The sequence below is a fragment of the Pseudomonas sp. GW822-FHT04C11 genome (genome assembly GCF_058800905.1).
Map to the genome: position 1 here is coordinate 162894 of NZ_JBXAMS010000006.1, position 15231 is coordinate 178124.

At 60.3% G+C, this 15231-nt stretch carries 13 protein-coding genes and 1 other RNA gene; all 14 read right to left on the reverse strand.

Features of this window, described 5'->3' with window-relative positions:
* Positions 1–2: 2 nt before the first annotated feature.
* The 14 genes from AC1RJ3_RS12245 to rsmI all read right to left on the reverse strand — a co-directional run bounded on the left by AC1RJ3_RS12245 (position 3) and on the right by rsmI (position 15085).
* On the reverse strand, positions 3–971 hold the full coding sequence (locus AC1RJ3_RS12245) for a D-alanine--D-alanine ligase (protein WP_103319136.1): 969 nt from the start codon (positions 969–971) through the stop codon (positions 3–5).
* Positions 968–2428, reverse strand: coding sequence for a UDP-N-acetylmuramate--L-alanine ligase (gene murC / locus AC1RJ3_RS12250; RefSeq protein ID WP_054595716.1), 1461 nt, complete (start codon positions 2426–2428; stop codon positions 968–970). The genes AC1RJ3_RS12245 and murC overlap by 4 nt, the downstream gene beginning before the upstream one ends.
* Positions 2421–3491, reverse strand: coding sequence for an undecaprenyldiphospho-muramoylpentapeptide beta-N-acetylglucosaminyltransferase (murG, locus tag AC1RJ3_RS12255; protein ID WP_054595715.1), 1071 nt, complete (start codon positions 3489–3491; stop codon positions 2421–2423). Before murG ends, murC begins: the two co-directional genes overlap by 8 nt.
* Positions 3481–4698 (reverse strand): putative lipid II flippase FtsW, encoded by a 1218-nt coding sequence (gene ftsW, locus AC1RJ3_RS12260; RefSeq protein WP_054595714.1) that lies wholly within the window; start codon positions 4696–4698, stop codon positions 3481–3483. Before ftsW ends, murG begins: the two co-directional genes overlap by 11 nt.
* Positions 4695–6041, reverse strand: coding sequence for a UDP-N-acetylmuramoyl-L-alanine--D-glutamate ligase (murD, locus tag AC1RJ3_RS12265; protein ID WP_493079153.1), 1347 nt, complete (start codon positions 6039–6041; stop codon positions 4695–4697). Before murD ends, ftsW begins: the two co-directional genes overlap by 4 nt.
* A gap of 5 nt (positions 6042–6046) precedes the next feature.
* Positions 6047–7129 (reverse strand): phospho-N-acetylmuramoyl-pentapeptide-transferase, encoded by a 1083-nt coding sequence (gene mraY / locus AC1RJ3_RS12270; protein WP_054595712.1) that lies wholly within the window; start codon positions 7127–7129, stop codon positions 6047–6049.
* Complete coding sequence (locus AC1RJ3_RS12275) at positions 7129–8496, reverse strand: UDP-N-acetylmuramoyl-tripeptide--D-alanyl-D-alanine ligase (RefSeq protein WP_493079155.1); 1368 nt, start codon at positions 8494–8496, stop codon at positions 7129–7131. The genes mraY and AC1RJ3_RS12275 overlap by 1 nt, the downstream gene beginning before the upstream one ends.
* Entirely contained in the window at positions 8489–9952 is a 1464-nt protein-coding gene (locus AC1RJ3_RS12280; RefSeq protein WP_054595710.1) for a UDP-N-acetylmuramoyl-L-alanyl-D-glutamate--2,6-diaminopimelate ligase, read from the reverse strand. The genes AC1RJ3_RS12275 and AC1RJ3_RS12280 overlap by 8 nt, the downstream gene beginning before the upstream one ends.
* Positions 9952–11691 (reverse strand): peptidoglycan D,D-transpeptidase FtsI family protein, encoded by a 1740-nt coding sequence (locus AC1RJ3_RS12285; RefSeq protein WP_216741349.1) that lies wholly within the window; start codon positions 11689–11691, stop codon positions 9952–9954. Before AC1RJ3_RS12285 ends, AC1RJ3_RS12280 begins: the two co-directional genes overlap by 1 nt.
* Positions 11691–11984: a cell division protein FtsL gene (ftsL, locus tag AC1RJ3_RS12290; RefSeq protein ID WP_054595708.1), complete on the reverse strand. Its 294-nt coding sequence runs from the start codon at positions 11982–11984 to the stop codon at positions 11691–11693. The genes AC1RJ3_RS12285 and ftsL overlap by 1 nt, the downstream gene beginning before the upstream one ends.
* Entirely contained in the window at positions 11981–12928 is a 948-nt protein-coding gene (gene rsmH, locus AC1RJ3_RS12295) for a 16S rRNA (cytosine(1402)-N(4))-methyltransferase RsmH (protein WP_371919146.1), read from the reverse strand. Before rsmH ends, ftsL begins: the two co-directional genes overlap by 4 nt.
* Positions 12925–13380 carry a division/cell wall cluster transcriptional repressor MraZ gene (mraZ, locus tag AC1RJ3_RS12300; protein WP_019693566.1) on the reverse strand — a complete coding sequence of 152 codons (456 nt, stop codon included), beginning with the start codon at positions 13378–13380 and terminating at the stop codon, positions 12925–12927. Before mraZ ends, rsmH begins: the two co-directional genes overlap by 4 nt.
* A gap of 403 nt (positions 13381–13783) precedes the next feature.
* An RNA gene (gene rnpB, locus AC1RJ3_RS12305) (RNase P RNA component class A) lies at positions 13784–14137 on the reverse strand.
* A gap of 75 nt (positions 14138–14212) precedes the next feature.
* Positions 14213–15085, reverse strand: coding sequence for a 16S rRNA (cytidine(1402)-2'-O)-methyltransferase (gene rsmI, locus AC1RJ3_RS12310; protein ID WP_054598243.1), 873 nt, complete (start codon positions 15083–15085; stop codon positions 14213–14215).
* Positions 15086–15231 lie beyond the last annotated feature (146 nt).

Sequence of the window (15231 nt, forward strand, 5' to 3'; positions counted from 1 at the left end):
TCTTAACCTCGCGGCTCTACGTGACTGCCAACACTGGCCGCCAGGATCGCCAGCACCAACTGCTGGAAATCCAGACCGGCGGCGCGTGCGGCCATCGGGACCAGACTGTGATCGGTCATGCCCGGTGCGGTATTGACTTCCAGGAACCAGAACTGCCCATCGGCGTCCTGCATCACGTCAGCCCTTCCCCAACCGGCGATACCCAGCGCCTCACAGGCTTTTGCCGTGAGGTCCATGAGTTCTTGTTCTTTAGTGCTATCGAGGCCACACGGGATCCGGTACTGGGTATCGGAAGCCAGGTACTTGGCGTCGTAGTCGTAGAAAGTGTGAGGCGTGCCCAGAGCGATCGGTGGCAACACCTGATCACGCAGGGTCGCAATGGTGAACTCCGGACCTTGAATCCATTGCTCGACCAACACTTGCGAATCGTAGGTACTGGCCGCTTTCCAGGCTTCGATCAATTCTGCTGCCGAAGTCACTTTGGCCATACCGATACTTGAACCTTCATGCGCCGGTTTGACGATCAAAGGGAAGCCCAGTTCCGTCGCCGCCAAAATACAGTCGGCTTCGCTGGTCAGTACCGCGTGACGTGGCGTCGGAATGCCGAGGCTGTGCCAGACCTGTTTGGTCCGCAGCTTGTCCATGGCCAGTGCAGAGGCAAGGATGCCGCTGCCGGTGTACGGAATACCCAGGCATTCGAGCAAACCCTGCATGCTGCCGTCTTCACCGCCACGACCGTGGAGAATGATGAAGGCGCGGTCGATTTTTTCGTTCAGCAGGCGTTGCAGGAAATCGTCGCCGACGTCGATGCCGAACGCATCCACGCCAGCGGACTGCAGCGCTTCAAGCACCGCGTTACCGGATTTCAGCGAAACCTCACGCTCGGCGCTTTTGCCACCGAACAGCACGGCCACGCGGCCGAAGTCTTTCGGAGCGATTGTCGAGAACAGGTTGGCGTAGGCTGCAGTCATTTCAACTTTCCTTCGTTAGGAGCGACAACCGCACCCGCGAACAACGGACTATTCAACAGTTTCGGTGCAAGACCACCGATATCACCGGCGCCCTGGCACAACAGGATGTCGCCGGCACGCAGCAGCGGCTTGACCACAGGCGCGAGGTCGACACCGCGCTCGATGTAGATCGGGTCGAGCTGACCGCGCTGGCGGATGCTGTTGCACAGTTTGCGGCTGTCAGCCCCCGGAATCGGCTCTTCGCCGGCCGGGTAGACTTCCATCAGCAGCAGCACGTTGGCGTCGGCCAGGACATTGACGAAATCGTCGTACAGGTCGCGGGTGCGGCTGTAGCGGTGCGGCTGGTAAACCATCACCAGGCGGCGCTCTGGCCAGCCACCGCGCACGGCTTTGATCACCGCTGCAACTTCGGTCGGGTGGTGACCGTAGTCGTCCACCAGCATCACGTTGCCGCCTTCGACCGGTAGTTCGCCGTAGACCTGGAAGCGTCGGCCAACACCCTGGAAGCCCGACAGCCCCTGAACGATGGCTTCATCGCTGACGCCCTCGTCGGTCGCAATGCAGATGGTCGCCAGCGAGTTCAGTACGTTGTGATTGCCCGGCATGTTCACCGAGACATCCAATGGTTCGCGATCAGGGCGCAGCACGGTGAAGAAGGTCTGCATGCCTTGCTGGCGAACATTGATGGCGCGTACGTCGGCATCTTCGCTGAAGCCGTAGGTCATGGTCGGACGTTTGACCAGCGGCAGGATTTCACGCACCACCGGGTCGTCCAGGCACATCACCGCCAAACCGTAGAACGGCAGGTTGTGGAGGAACTCGACGAAGGTTTTCTTCAGTTTGTTGAAGTCACCGTCGTAGGTCGCCATGTGGTCGGCGTCGATGTTGGTGACCACGGCCACCAGCGGCTGCAGGTGCAGGAAACTGGCGTCGCTTTCGTCGGCTTCGGCGATCAGGTAACGGCTGGTGCCCAGTTGGGCATTGGTGCCTGCTGCATTCAGGCGGCCACCGATCACGAAGGTCGGGTCCAGGCCACCGGCGGCGAACACCGAAGCGATCAGGCTGGTGGTGGTGGTTTTGCCGTGAGTACCGGCGACGGCGATGCCGTGGCGGTAGCGCATCAGCTCGGCGAGCATTTCTGCACGCGGCACCACGGGGATACGACGTTCAAGGGCCGTCGCGACTTCCGGGTTGGAAGGGTTCACGGCACTCGACACCACCAGTACATCGGCGGTCGCGGCATTTTCGGCGCGGTGGCCGATGAAAATCTGGGCGCCGAACGATTCGAGACGCTCGGTCACCGGCGACGCCTTCAGGTCGGAACCGGACACTTGATAGCCCAGGTTCAGCAACACTTCGGCAATGCCGCACATGCCCACACCGCCGATTCCGACGAAGTGGATGCGACGGATGCGGCGCATTTCCGGTTGCGGCATGGCTTTCTGATTTTCAACCATGAACCACCTCCAGGCAGATATCGACCACGTTGCGGGTTGCATCAGGTTTGGCCAGGCGACGAGCGGCGCCAGCCATGTCGTTGAGTCGTTGCGGTTGCATCAAGACCTCTGTCAGGCGTGCAGCGAGATCCGCTGCGCCAGTCGTTCTTTGCGGCATCAGGAAGGCAGCGCCTTCACGAGCCAAATATTCGGCATTGCGGGTCTGGTGATCGTCGATCGCGTGGGGCAAAGGCACCAGCATCGAGGGCAGACCGGCAGCAGCCAACTCACTGACAGTCAGCGCGCCAGCGCGACAGACCACCAGGTCGGCCCAGCCATAGGCTTGGGCCATGTCTTTGATGAAAGGCTGCACTTGCGCCTCGACACCGGCCGTGCGATAGCGCTCGGCAGTCACTTCATCGTGGTTTTTACCGGCCTGATGAAACACTTCCGGACGCAGTTCAACAGGCACCTGCGACAGGGCTTCAGGCAGCAATTTGTTCAACGGTTCTGCCCCAAGGCTTCCGCCCAGGATCAGCAAACGCGCTTTGCGTCCGGCCAGGGCTGGACGCGCTGTATCGAGGAACAACTCGGTGCGCACCGGGTTACCGGTAGTGCGCCGGCTGCCACTGGCAGCAAAGGTGTCCGGGAAAGCTTCGCAGACTCGCGCGGCCAACGGCACCAGCAACCGATTGGCGGTACCGGCGACGGCGTTCTGTTCATGAACGATCACGGGCACGCCAGCCAGTTTGGCGGCTACGCCACCAGGACCGGTGACATATCCGCCAAAGCCCAGGACGCAGACCGGCTTCAGCTGGCGAATGACGGCACGGGCCTGCCAGATCGCCTTGAGCAATACAAAAGGTGCCTTGAGCAGCGACAGCTTGCTCTTGCCACGCAGGCCGCTGACGTTGATCAGGTGCAACGGCAGGCCGGCATTCGGGACCAGTTCGTTTTCGATTCCGCGAGGCGTCCCGAGCCAGTGCACGGTATAGCCGCGCGCCTGAAATTCGCGAGCGCAGGCCAGCGCCGGGAACACGTGGCCACCGGTGCCGCCCGCCATGATCAGCACGTTAGCGCCCATGGGTCGGCTCCTCGGCGAAGTCACTCTCGCTGAATTCCATCTCTTCGCTGCCCAAGTGGGTTCGACTCTCCCATTCGATGCGCAACAACAAGCCAAGACAGGCGCAGCAGATCACCAACGAACTGCCGCCGTAACTGAGGAACGGCAAGGTCAGGCCCTTGGTCGGCAGCAGGCCGACGTTCACCCCGATGTTGATCAGGAACTGACCAATCCACAGGAACGACAAGCCGTAGGCGACATAGGCGGCAAAGAATTGCTTGGCCTTTTCTGCCCACAACCCGATGTACATGCCGCGTATGCACACAAAGACGAACAGCGCGACGGTGGCCAGGGAGCCGACCACGCCCAGTTCTTCGGCCAGAACCGAGAACACGAAGTCGGTGTGCGCTTCCGGCAGGTAGAACTGTTTCTGCACGCTGTTGCCCAGGCCAACGCCCAGCCACTCACCGCGACCGAAGGCGATCAGTGCCTGGGTCAACTGGTAGCCGGAACCGAACTGGTCGGCCCAAGGATCGGTGAAGGTGGTCAGACGCGCCATTCGATAAGGCTGCATCTTGATCAGCAGCACCACCGCCACCACCGCCAGTATCACCATCAAGGTGAAGCGGAACAGCCCGACGCCGCCCAAAAACAGCATCGCCGCCGCGGCCCCCATCATCACGACGGTGGCACCGAAGTCGGGCTCCATCAGCAGCAGGCCGGCCATTGGCAGCAGCACGATGAACGGCTTGAAGAAGCCCATCCAGCTTTCGCGCACTTCTTTCTGCCGACGCACCAGATAACCAGCGAGGTAGATCACCACAAAGACCTTGGCAATCTCGGAAGGCTGGACGTTGAAGAAGCTGAAACCGATCCAGCGCATCGAACCGTTCACCTCACGGCCGATCCCCGGGACGATTACCATCACCAGCAAACCGAATGCACCGATCAGCATCAGCCAGCCCAGGCGTTGCCAGGTGGCAATCGGGATCATCATGGTGACGATGCAGGCACCGAAGCCGAGCACGATGTAGACAAGGTGGCGAATCATGTAATACAGGGCGCTGCCCGACTGTACCGCCGCCACTTCGGTCGAGGCAGAGGCGATCATGACCAGCCCCAGGCCGATCAACGCCAGGCAACCGGCGAGCATCGGGAAGTCGAGGTCGATACCGCGCCCGGTGATGATCGGCGACGGGTACGGCTTGATGATATTTCTCAAGCTCATGCCAAGTCCTCCACGGCCCGGGCGAACAGGTGCCCACGCTCTTCGTAGTTCTTGAACATGTCGAAACTGGCGCACGCCGGCGATAGCAGCACCGCATCGCCTGGCTGGGCGATGGCGCGGCATTGCTCGACCGCTTCGATCAGCGAGTTGACGCGAATCAGTGGCACGGCATCGCCGATGGCCTGGCCAATCAACTCGGCGTCACGCCCCATCAACACCACGGCGCGGCAGTTGGCCGCGACCGGATCACGCAGATCCTTGAACTCGGCACCTTTGCCGTCGCCACCGGCGATCAGCACCAGCTTGCCTTGTATATCTGCGCCCAGGCCTTCGATAGCGGCCAAAGCGGCGCCAACGTTGGTGGCTTTGGAATCGTTGTAGTAGCTCACGCCATTCAGGTCGCGGACCCACTGGCAGCGATGCTCAAGCCCGGCGAAAGTCCGCAGGCTCGAGAGCATGGCATCGAACGGCAGGCCCACGGCGTGCCCCAGGGCCAAGGCCGCGAGGGCGTTGGACTGGTTATGCGCGCCACGAATTTTCAACTCGCGTGCCGGCATCAGGTTCTGGAATTCAAAGGCCAGATACTTCTCGCCATTTTCCTCGCGCAGACCAAAGGCCTTGAAATCCGGCTTGTTCAGACCGAAGGTCCAGCACGGCAGGCCCTCGCCCATCAACGGACGGCTCAGCGCATCCTGACGATTGACCACCACTTGCTTCGCGCCACGGAAGATCCGGTGCTTGGCCAGGTGATAGGCCGGCAGACCGCTGTAACGGTCCATATGGTCTTCGCTGATGTTCAGCACGGTGGCCACTTCGGCGCCCAGCTGATCGGTGGTCTCCAGCTGGAAGCTCGAGAGTTCCATCACGTACAGCTCGACGTCGTCGCTCAGCAGATCGAGTGCCGGAGTACCGAGGTTACCGCCCACCGCCACGCGCTTGCCGGCCGCTGCCGCCATTTCGCCGACCAGCGTGGTCACGGTGCTTTTTGCGTTGGAACCGGTAATGGCAACAATCGGCGCCTTCGCATTACGTGCGAACAATTCGATATCACCCGACAGCTTCACGCCACGGGCAGCCGCCGCCTGCAGGGCCGGAGTCGCCAAGGCCAGGCCCGGGCTCACGTAGAGCTCGTCGGCACGGCAGAGGAATTCGACATCCAGCTCGCCACAACGCACTTCCACCTGCGGGTAGTCACGACGCAGCGTGGCCAGCTCCGGTGGATTTTCCCGCGTATCGGCGACAGCGAACGACACTCCCCGGTTCGCCAGGAAGCGAACCAGGGACATGCCGCTCTTGCCGAGGCCGACAACGATGCGGAAGTGGTCAGAAGCGATCAGAGACACTTGTTCTACCTCAGCTTCAGGGTGGCAAGGCCGACCAGTACGAGAATCACGGTGATGATCCAGAAACGGACGATCACGCGTGGCTCGGGCCAGCCCTTGAGTTCAAAGTGGTGGTGAATCGGTGCCATGCGGAACACGCGGCGACCGGTCAGCTTGAAAGAGGCAACCTGAATGACCACCGACAGGGTTTCCATCACGAACACGCCGCCCATGATGAACAGGACGATTTCCTGGCGGACAATCACTGCGATGGTGCCCAACGCTGCGCCCAGCGCCAGTGCGCCGACGTCGCCCATGAAGACTTGAGCCGGGTAGGTGTTGAACCAGAGGAAACCCAGGCCGGCGCCGATCAGCGCACCGCAGAACACGATCAGCTCACCTGCGCCCGGTACATAAGGGATCAGCAGGTATTCGGCGAATTTCACGTTACCCGACAAGTAGCAGAAGATCCCCAGCGCGCCGCCGACCATCACGGTTGGCATGATCGCCAGGCCATCGAGGCCGTCAGTCAGGTTGACCGCGTTGCTGGAGCCAACGATCACGAAGTAGGTCAGGACCACGAAGCCAATGCCGAGCGCGATGCTGGCGTCTTTGAACATCGGCACGATCAAGGTCGTTTCAACCGCGCTGGGTGCAGTCATATAAAGGAAGATCGCCGCGCCCAGGCCGAACACCGACTGCCAGAAGTATTTCCAGCGGCTCGGCAAGCCACGAGAGTTCTTCTCGATGACTTTGCGGTAATCGTCGACCCAGCCCACGGCACCAAACAGCAGCGTGACCAGCAACACGACCCACACATAGCGGTTGTGCAGGTCGGCCCAAAGCAAGGTGCTGACGCCGATGGCGGTCAGAATCAGTGCGCCGCCCATGGTCGGAGTGCCCGACTTGGACAAGTGCGATTGCGGGCCGTCATTACGGACAGACTGGCCGATCTGGCGGTTCTGCAACGTGCGGATCATCCATGGACCCAGGCACAGCGACAACGACAACGCGGTCAGCACACCGAGAATCCCGCGCAGGGTCAGGTACTGAAAGACCGCGAAGCCTTTGTAGAACTGTTGCAGATACTCCGCTAACAACAGCAGCATTAATGGTTCTCCCCGCTCGAACCGCACAAAGCCGCAACGACGTTTTCCATCGCAGCGCTTCGCGAGCCCTTGATCAAAATAGTGGTGTTTGTATCGTGTTCGGCGCCCAGCGCCGCGATCAGATCAGCCTGATTGGCAAAGTGACGAGCCTGTTCACCGAAGGCTGCGACGGCATGCGCCATCATCGGGCCAACGGCATAAAGCGCGGAAACCTTGCCGCTGGCGTACGCGCCAACGTCACGGTGCCCCTGCTCCGCCCACTCGCCCAACTCGCCAATATCTCCGAGCACCAGAATGGTGCGGCCGGAAAAGCCGGCGAGTATATCAACGGCGGCGCACATTGAGGTGGGGTTCGCGTTGTAAGAGTCATCAATTACGCGCATGCCATTGGTCGCCAGTTGCGCCACGGCACGGCCCTTGACCGGTTGCACCGCATTCAACCCCGTGGCGATACCGAACAGCGACACACCCAGGGCATGCGCGGCAGCCGCGGCGGCCAAGGCATTGGCAACGTTGTGGGTGCCAAGCAGGTTCAGTTGAACCTGTTCGACGCCTTGCGGACTGTGCAGCGTGAAGGACGGGCAACCGCGGGCGTCTCGAGCCAGATCAGTAGCATGGAAATCGGCACGGCTGTCGTTCAGGGCAAAGCTCAGCACCTGACGACCCGCGGCACGCTTCTTCCAGATATCAAACGCCTTGTCGTCGAGGTTCAGAACGGCGACGCCATCGGCGTCCAGCCCTTCGAGAATCTCGCCCTTGGCTTCAACGATTTTTTCCGGGCCGCCGAATTCGCCGACGTGGGCGGTCCCGGCGTTGTTGATCACGGCTACATGCGGCTTGGTCATGCCGACGGTGTAGGCAATCTCGCCGATCCGCGAAGCACCTAGTTCGATAACGGCTGCGGTGTGTTCCGCAGTCAGTTCGAGCAAGGTCAGCGGAACGCCGAGGTCATTGTTCAGGTTGCCACGGGTCGCCAGTACCGGACCGCGCGTGCGCAGGATGCTCGCGAGCATTTCCTTGACCGTGGTCTTGCCGCTGGAGCCGGTAATCGCCGCGACCGGATTCGAATACGCCGCACGATTCAGCGCGCCGAGTTCGCCAAGGGCCTGACGAGTATCCGTGACCAGCAGCTGAGGCAACGTGGAGTTCGTCACTTCACGCTCGACCAGGGCCGCGACCGCGCCTTTGGCAGCCACGTCATTCAGGTAGTCATGTCCATCGAAACGCGGCCCGGTCAGGGCAACAAACAACTGGCCCGGCTTGATCGCCCGGCTGTCGATGCTGACGCCATCGAAGCTGCTGTCGGCAGTCAGCAGACGGCCGGCCAATGGCCCCGCCACTTCGCTCAATTTCAAGGCTTTAAGCATGAGCCACCTCCCACGCGGTCAAGGCACGGTCGGCCTCCACCAGATCGGAGAAGTCATGGCGCACGCCGTTGATTTCCTGATAGTCCTCGTGACCTTTACCGGCCAGCACAATCACGTCATCGGCGCTGGCGCTGGCGATCAACTGGGCAATCGCCTGGCCACGACCGGCGACGAATCGAACGTTATCCACCGCCGTGAAACCGGCGCGGATGTCGTCGAAAATCTGTGCAGGGTCTTCGCTGCGCGGGTTGTCATCGGTGACCAGCACGCCGTCAGCCAGACGCTCGACCACTTCGGCCATCAGCGGACGCTTGCCGCGGTCGCGGTCACCGCCGCAACCGAACAGGCAGAGCAATTTGCCCTTGGCGTGTGGACGCAGGGCCATCAGGACTTTTTCCAGCGCATCCGGGGTATGGGCGTAGTCGACCACCACCAGCGGCTGAGTACCGCCGCCCAGACGCTGCATGCGACCGGCCGGACCTTCGAGTTGTGGCAGTACGTGGAGGATTTCATCCAGCGCGTAATCCAGACCGAGCAAGGCACCGACAGCGGCCAGTACGTTGCTCAGGTTGAAACGGCCGAGCAAGGCACTGCGTAAATGGTGTTCGCCCTGCGGCGTTACCAGTGTGGCGCGCACGCCTTCATCGTCGAACTGCGCTTCACGGCAATAGAGGTAGGCGCTGGCGTCTTCGAGACTGTAAGTGATCAGTCGCGACTCACCCTTTTCAGCCGCGAGTTGCCGACCGAACGCGTCGTCCAGGTTGATCACCCGGCACTTCAGATCGTTCCAGGCAAACAGCTTGGCCTTGGCCTCGCCATAGGCTTGCATGGTCCCGTGATAATCCAGGTGATCGCGCGACAGGTTGGTCATCACCGCCACATCGAACGCCAATGCCGTCACGCGCCCTTGATCCAGGCCGTGGGAGGACACTTCCATGGCCACGGCTTTGGCGCCGGCCTTTTTCAGGTCGGCCAGGGTTGCCTGTACTGCAATCGGGTTCGGCGTGGTGTGCAGGCCGCTTTCCAGTGCGCCGTAGAAACCGGTGCCCAGAGTGCCAACAATGCCGCAGTGCTGCCCCAACAGGTCCAGCGCTTGCGCGACCAGTTGGGTCACGCTGGTCTTGCCGTTGGTGCCGGTCACGCCAACCAGGTTCAGGTTACGGCTCGGGTCGCCATAAAAACGCCCGGCAATATCCGACAATTGCGCGGCCAGGCCCTTGACCGGAATCAGCGGCACATCGGTAATCGGCAGAACAGTCGCACCTTCGACTTCGTAGGCGACTGCGGCGGCACCACGTTGCAAGGCATCGGCAATGTGCGCACGACCGTCGAATTTAGCGCCTGGGACGGCCAGGAACAGGTCGCCCGCTCGGACATTACGGCTGTCCAGGGTTAGTTCGCGAATCAATAGATCACGGTCAGCGTGGGCGAAAATCTTGTTCAGGCTAAGCGACATCAGCCACGCCCTCCATTGGCTTTAACAGGGGTAACCGGGGCCGCGTTGGCTTGCTGGGTGGGCGGCAGGTTGTCCGGTGTGATATTCATCAGACGCAGGGTCCCGGACATCACCTTGCTGAACACCGGAGCCGAAACCAGACCACCGAAGTAACCGGCCTTGCTCGGTTCATCAATGACCACGACGATCGCGTAGCGCGGGTCGCTCATGGGACCAAAACCTGCGAACAGCGAGCGGTAGGAGTTCTCGGCGTAGCCTTTGGTGCCCACCGATGTCTTACGTGCAGTACCGGACTTGCCAGCGACGTGATAGGCCGGCACTTGCGCACGGAATACGCCGCGCGGCGCCTCGATCACCTGCTGCAACATGCCCTGCATGGTTTTCGCCACGGCTTCAGGAATCACTTGAGTAGTTTGCGCGGCCTTGTCAGTCTTGATCAGGGTCAGCGGTGCGATACGGCCGTTGTTGGCCAGCGCCGAGAAGGCGTGGACCAGCTGAATGGCGGTCACCGAAATGCCGTAGCCGTACGACAGCGTGGCCGTCTCGGCCTTGCGCCATTCGCGATAGTTCGGCAGGTTGCCGACGCGCTCGCCTGGGAAACCCAGGCCGGTGTCCTGGCCGAGGCCGACTTTCTGCGCAAGACGGAAAATCGTTTCGCCGCCGATATCGAAGGCGACCTTACTCATGCCGACGTTACTGGAGTTGATCAGAATGCCGGTCAGGTCAAGCACCGGGCCTTCGGTCTTGGATACGTCCTTGATGGTGTATTTACCAATCTGCAAGCTGCCCGGGTACACCTCGACGGTGTCGCTCGGTTTCCAGCGGCCGGTTTCGATCGCGGCACTCATGGAGATCGCTTTCATGGTCGAACCCGGTTCGAACACATCGATCATCGCGCGGTTACGCATCATCGCCGGTTGCAGGTTGCGACGGTTGTTCGGGTTGTAGGTCGGCTGGTTGACCATGGCGAGAATCTCGCCGGTCTTGACGTCCATGATCACCAGGCTGCCAGCCTTGGCGCCGTTCTCGATGATCGCGTTGCGCAGCTCGCGGTTCGCCAGGTATTGCAGACGCAGGTCAATCGACAACGCCAAGGGCTTGCCGGCCTTGGCGTTTTTGGTCACTTGAACGTCTTTGATCAGTCTGCCGCGCCGGTCCTTGATGACCTGACGCTTGCCAGCGACACCAGCCAGCCATTCGTCGTACGCCAACTCCACGCCTTCACGCCCGTGGTCATCGATGTCGGTAAAGCCGACCATGTGCGCAGTGACTTCGCCGGCCGGGTAGAAACGCCGGAACTCTTCGATGCCGTAAACGCCCGGCACTTTCAGATCGAGCGCGACCTGGCCCTGCTCGGGGGTCAGCCCGCGCACCAGATAGATGAATTCTTTATTCGCCTGGGCTTCAAGTCGCTCGGCCAGGACTTTAGGGTCTTGGCCCAGCACCATCGCCAGTGCCGGCCACTTTTCCTTGGCCAGCTGCATTTCCTTGGGGTTGGCCCACAGGGTGGTGACCGGCGTGCTCACGGCCAACGGCTCGCCGTTACGGTCGGTGATCAAACCACGGTGAGCCGGGATCGGGATGTGTCGAACACTGCGCGCATCGCCCTGACCAATCAGGAAGTCACGGTCGATCACCTGCAGGTCGACAATGCGCCACGCGATTGCAACCACCATGACACCCAGCAAGCCAAGCACCACGCGAAACCGCCACGGAAAGAGTGCCCCTTCGAGTTTCATCATGGCGCCACCATCCGTACTTCAGCGGCGCCGGGAATGCGCATCTTCAGTTGTTCAGTGGCCAATACTTCGATACGGCTGTGAGCGGTCCAGGTGCTCTGCTCAAGAATCAACCGGCCCCACTCTGCCTGCGCCTTGTCGCGCACACTCAACTCGTTGTACAGCGAATTCAGCAGTTGACGGTTCCAGTGAGCGCTATAGGAAACTCCGATCGCGGAGACCAATACGGCAATAAATAGCAGCAGCATGAAAAAGCTTCCGCCTGGAAGTGGCTTGGCGAAGAGCTTGCTCACCGAAGTTTCTCCGCGACACGCATGACGGCGCTACGGGAACGAGGGTTGGCTTTGAGTTCGGCTTCGCCAGCGAACTGCGGTTTGCCATGAATCTTGATTTTCGGCACAAAGGCTTCGAAACGTACCGGCAGGTTGCGCGGCAGGTTGTCGGTTTCGCCCTTGACCAGTTTGCGCATGAACTGTTTGACGATGCGGTCTTCCAGCGAGTGGAAGCTGATCACCACCAGGCGACCACCGACTTCGAGAGCGTCAAGCGCGGCTTCGAGGCCGGTCTCAAGATCGCCCAACTCGTTGTTGACGTGAATTCGCAGGCCCTGGAACGCGCGGGTAGCCGGGTTCTTGCCCTTCTCCCAGGCAGGGTTGGCGACTTTCAGGACTTCAGCCAGATCGCCAGTGCGCTCGAAGGGCTTGATATCGCGGCGCTCGGCCACGGCACGGGCCATACGACCGGAGAAGCGCTCTTCGCCGTATTCCTTGAACACGCGGGCAATTTCTTCGACGGGTGCGGTGTTGACGAACTCTGCCGCACTGATCCCGCGAGACGGGTCCATGCGCATGTCCAGCGGGCCGTCATTGAGGAAGCTGAAGCCACGTTCCGGGTCGTCGAGCTGTGGCGAAGACACGCCCAGGTCGAGCAGAACGCCGCTGACCTTGCCGGCCAGACCGCGTTCGGCAACTTCCGAACCGAGCTCGGCAAAGCTGCGCTGCACAACGACAAAGCGGCCGTCTTCGGCCGCTAGCGTTTGCCCGGTGGCAATCGCCTGAGGATCTTTGTCGAACCCCAGCAACCTACCATCGGGTCCAAGCTGGCTGAGAATCAGGCGGCTATGCCCGCCGCGCCCGAACGTGCCATCCAGATAGCAGCCATCAGGGCGTACGGCGAGAGCCTCAACGGCTTCGTCAAGCAGTACGGTGATGTGGTTAAAGCCGCTATCAATAGTCACAGGATCAAATCACGCAGTTCATCAGGCATAGCGCCCGGTTGTTGAATAGCAGCCAGGTCAGCAGCAGAAACCGCATCCCAGGCATCCTCGTCCCACAATTGGAACTTGTTCAGTTGGCCTACCAGCATCGCGCGCTTATCCAATTTGGCGTATTCGCGCAGACGCGGTGGAACCAGAAAACGACCACTGCCATCGAGCTCGAGGTCGACGGCATTACCAATCAGCAAACGTTGCAAACGACGGTTCTCTTCGCGAAGCGAAGGCAGTGCGCGCAGTTTGGTTTCAATCAGCTCCCACTCATCGAGCGGGTAAACACATAAACAAGGATCAACGGCATCAATTGTGACAATTAACTGCCCGGAACTTCGCGAAACGAGCTCGTCACGATACCGGCTCGGCATGGCGAGACGGCCTTTTGCATCGAGACTGATAGCGTTAGCTCCGCGAAACACGTCAGCGTTTCTCCAAATTTTAGCGTTTTACGCTTAAAAAACCCACTTCATGCCACTTTCCGCCACTTGCGCACACTATAGGAATGCGCCCACCACACCGTCAAGGCACGGATTGAAGGAAAACCCTTACAGATCGGAGATTTAGCGCTGTAAAAGAAGGGGTTACGAGTATTTGGCGGATGATTTTGCTCAATAACTTGAAGCAGCACTGAAGGCTACGTTCAGAAGTTAAAGTGATTTGTTAAGAGTAAGATTTTTTCGGTATTACAAAAGCGCTTCTGCTATTGATTCAAGCAGGGAGGGTAATCGCCACTACATCAATGCCTCTGCTTGGGGCTCAGCAGATGGCCAACCAGTATTACCACGTCCTTCCGCCAAAGATTCAAGCCGAAGGAACAAAAAGGTGGAGAGTCGATCTATAAGCCGGGTTCTGTCTTGAACAGTCATTCGTCTACGATGGCCATCACTGGACATCTTTAGCAACCTACCCGGTCCCAGCGCGGGCCACGCCTTGGGACCCTATTTGGTCTTGCTCCAAGTGGGGTTTACCTAGCCACGAACTGTTGCCAGTCGTGCGGTGCGCTCTTACCGCACCTTTTCACCCTTACCGGCACCGAAGTGCTTAGGCGGTTATTTTCTGTGGCACTTTCCGTAGGCTCACGCCTCCCAGGCATTACCTGGCACTTCGCCCTATGGAGCCCGGACTTTCCTCCCCCCCCTAATTTTCATAGAGGGCAGCGACTGTCCAATCGACTCTCCGCCGCAAAGGTTAACGGCAGAGAGCCCGAAGAACAAGCGATAAAAGCCTTTTGCCGCTCTACAACCCGCGTTTTTACTCGCCTTTCTGTTTATCCAGGGCCACCTGGTAGAGAACGTTCTTGCGCTCACCGGTAATTTGCGCCGCCAACGCCGCAGCACGCTTGAGCGGCATTTCCTCGAGCAGCAGATTGAGAATACGCATCGCCTCGCTACTCACCGCCTCCTCACTCTCAGGCGCCGACCAACCGGACACCAACACCACGCACTCGCCGCGCTGCTGATTGCTATCGTTCTCGACAAATGCACGCAACTCGGCCAACGGCAGCCCCTTGAGGGTTTCGAAGGTTTTGGTCAGCTCGCGAGCGAGCAGCGCCGGACGCTCAGGACCGAATACCAGCTCCATGTCCTGCAAGCATTCGAGAATCCGGTGTGGCGCTTCGTAAAAGATCAGCGTACGCGGCTCTTCCTTTATGGACTCCAGGCGCGCACGTCGCCCCACCGCCTTGGCCGGCAAAAAGCCTTCGAAGATGAACCGGTCGGATGGCAACCCCGCCGCAGACAACGCCGCAATCAGCGCGCAGGCACCGGGAACCGGCACTACATTGATACCTGCCGCCCGCGCCTGACGCACCAGGTGATAACCCGGATCAGAGATCAGCGGCGTTCCCGCATCGGAGATCAGCGCGACATTGTCACCAGCCAGCAAACGCGTGATGAAGCGACTGCCTTCATCGCGCTCATTGTGCTCATGACACGCCGCCAGCGGCGTGGCGATCCCGAAATGTTGCAGCAACCGCAAGGAGTGACGAGTGTCTTCAGCCGCGATCAACGCCACGTCACGCAAGATTTTCAGCGCCCGCGCACTGATGTCATCCAGGTTGCCGATGGGCGTCGCCACCACATAAAGCGAGCCAGCAACGGAATTCAAAGCACCTGGAGCAGTCAAAGCGCACACCTCATGATCGGTAAAACCGGCATTGTAGCGCGTAGAAGTGCCTTGAATACGCGCAGCGATCATCTTGCTCCACGCCCTTTTGTTGATCGCCGTAACATTTACACGACCTAAATTGAAGGTTTCACGCCAGTAACATC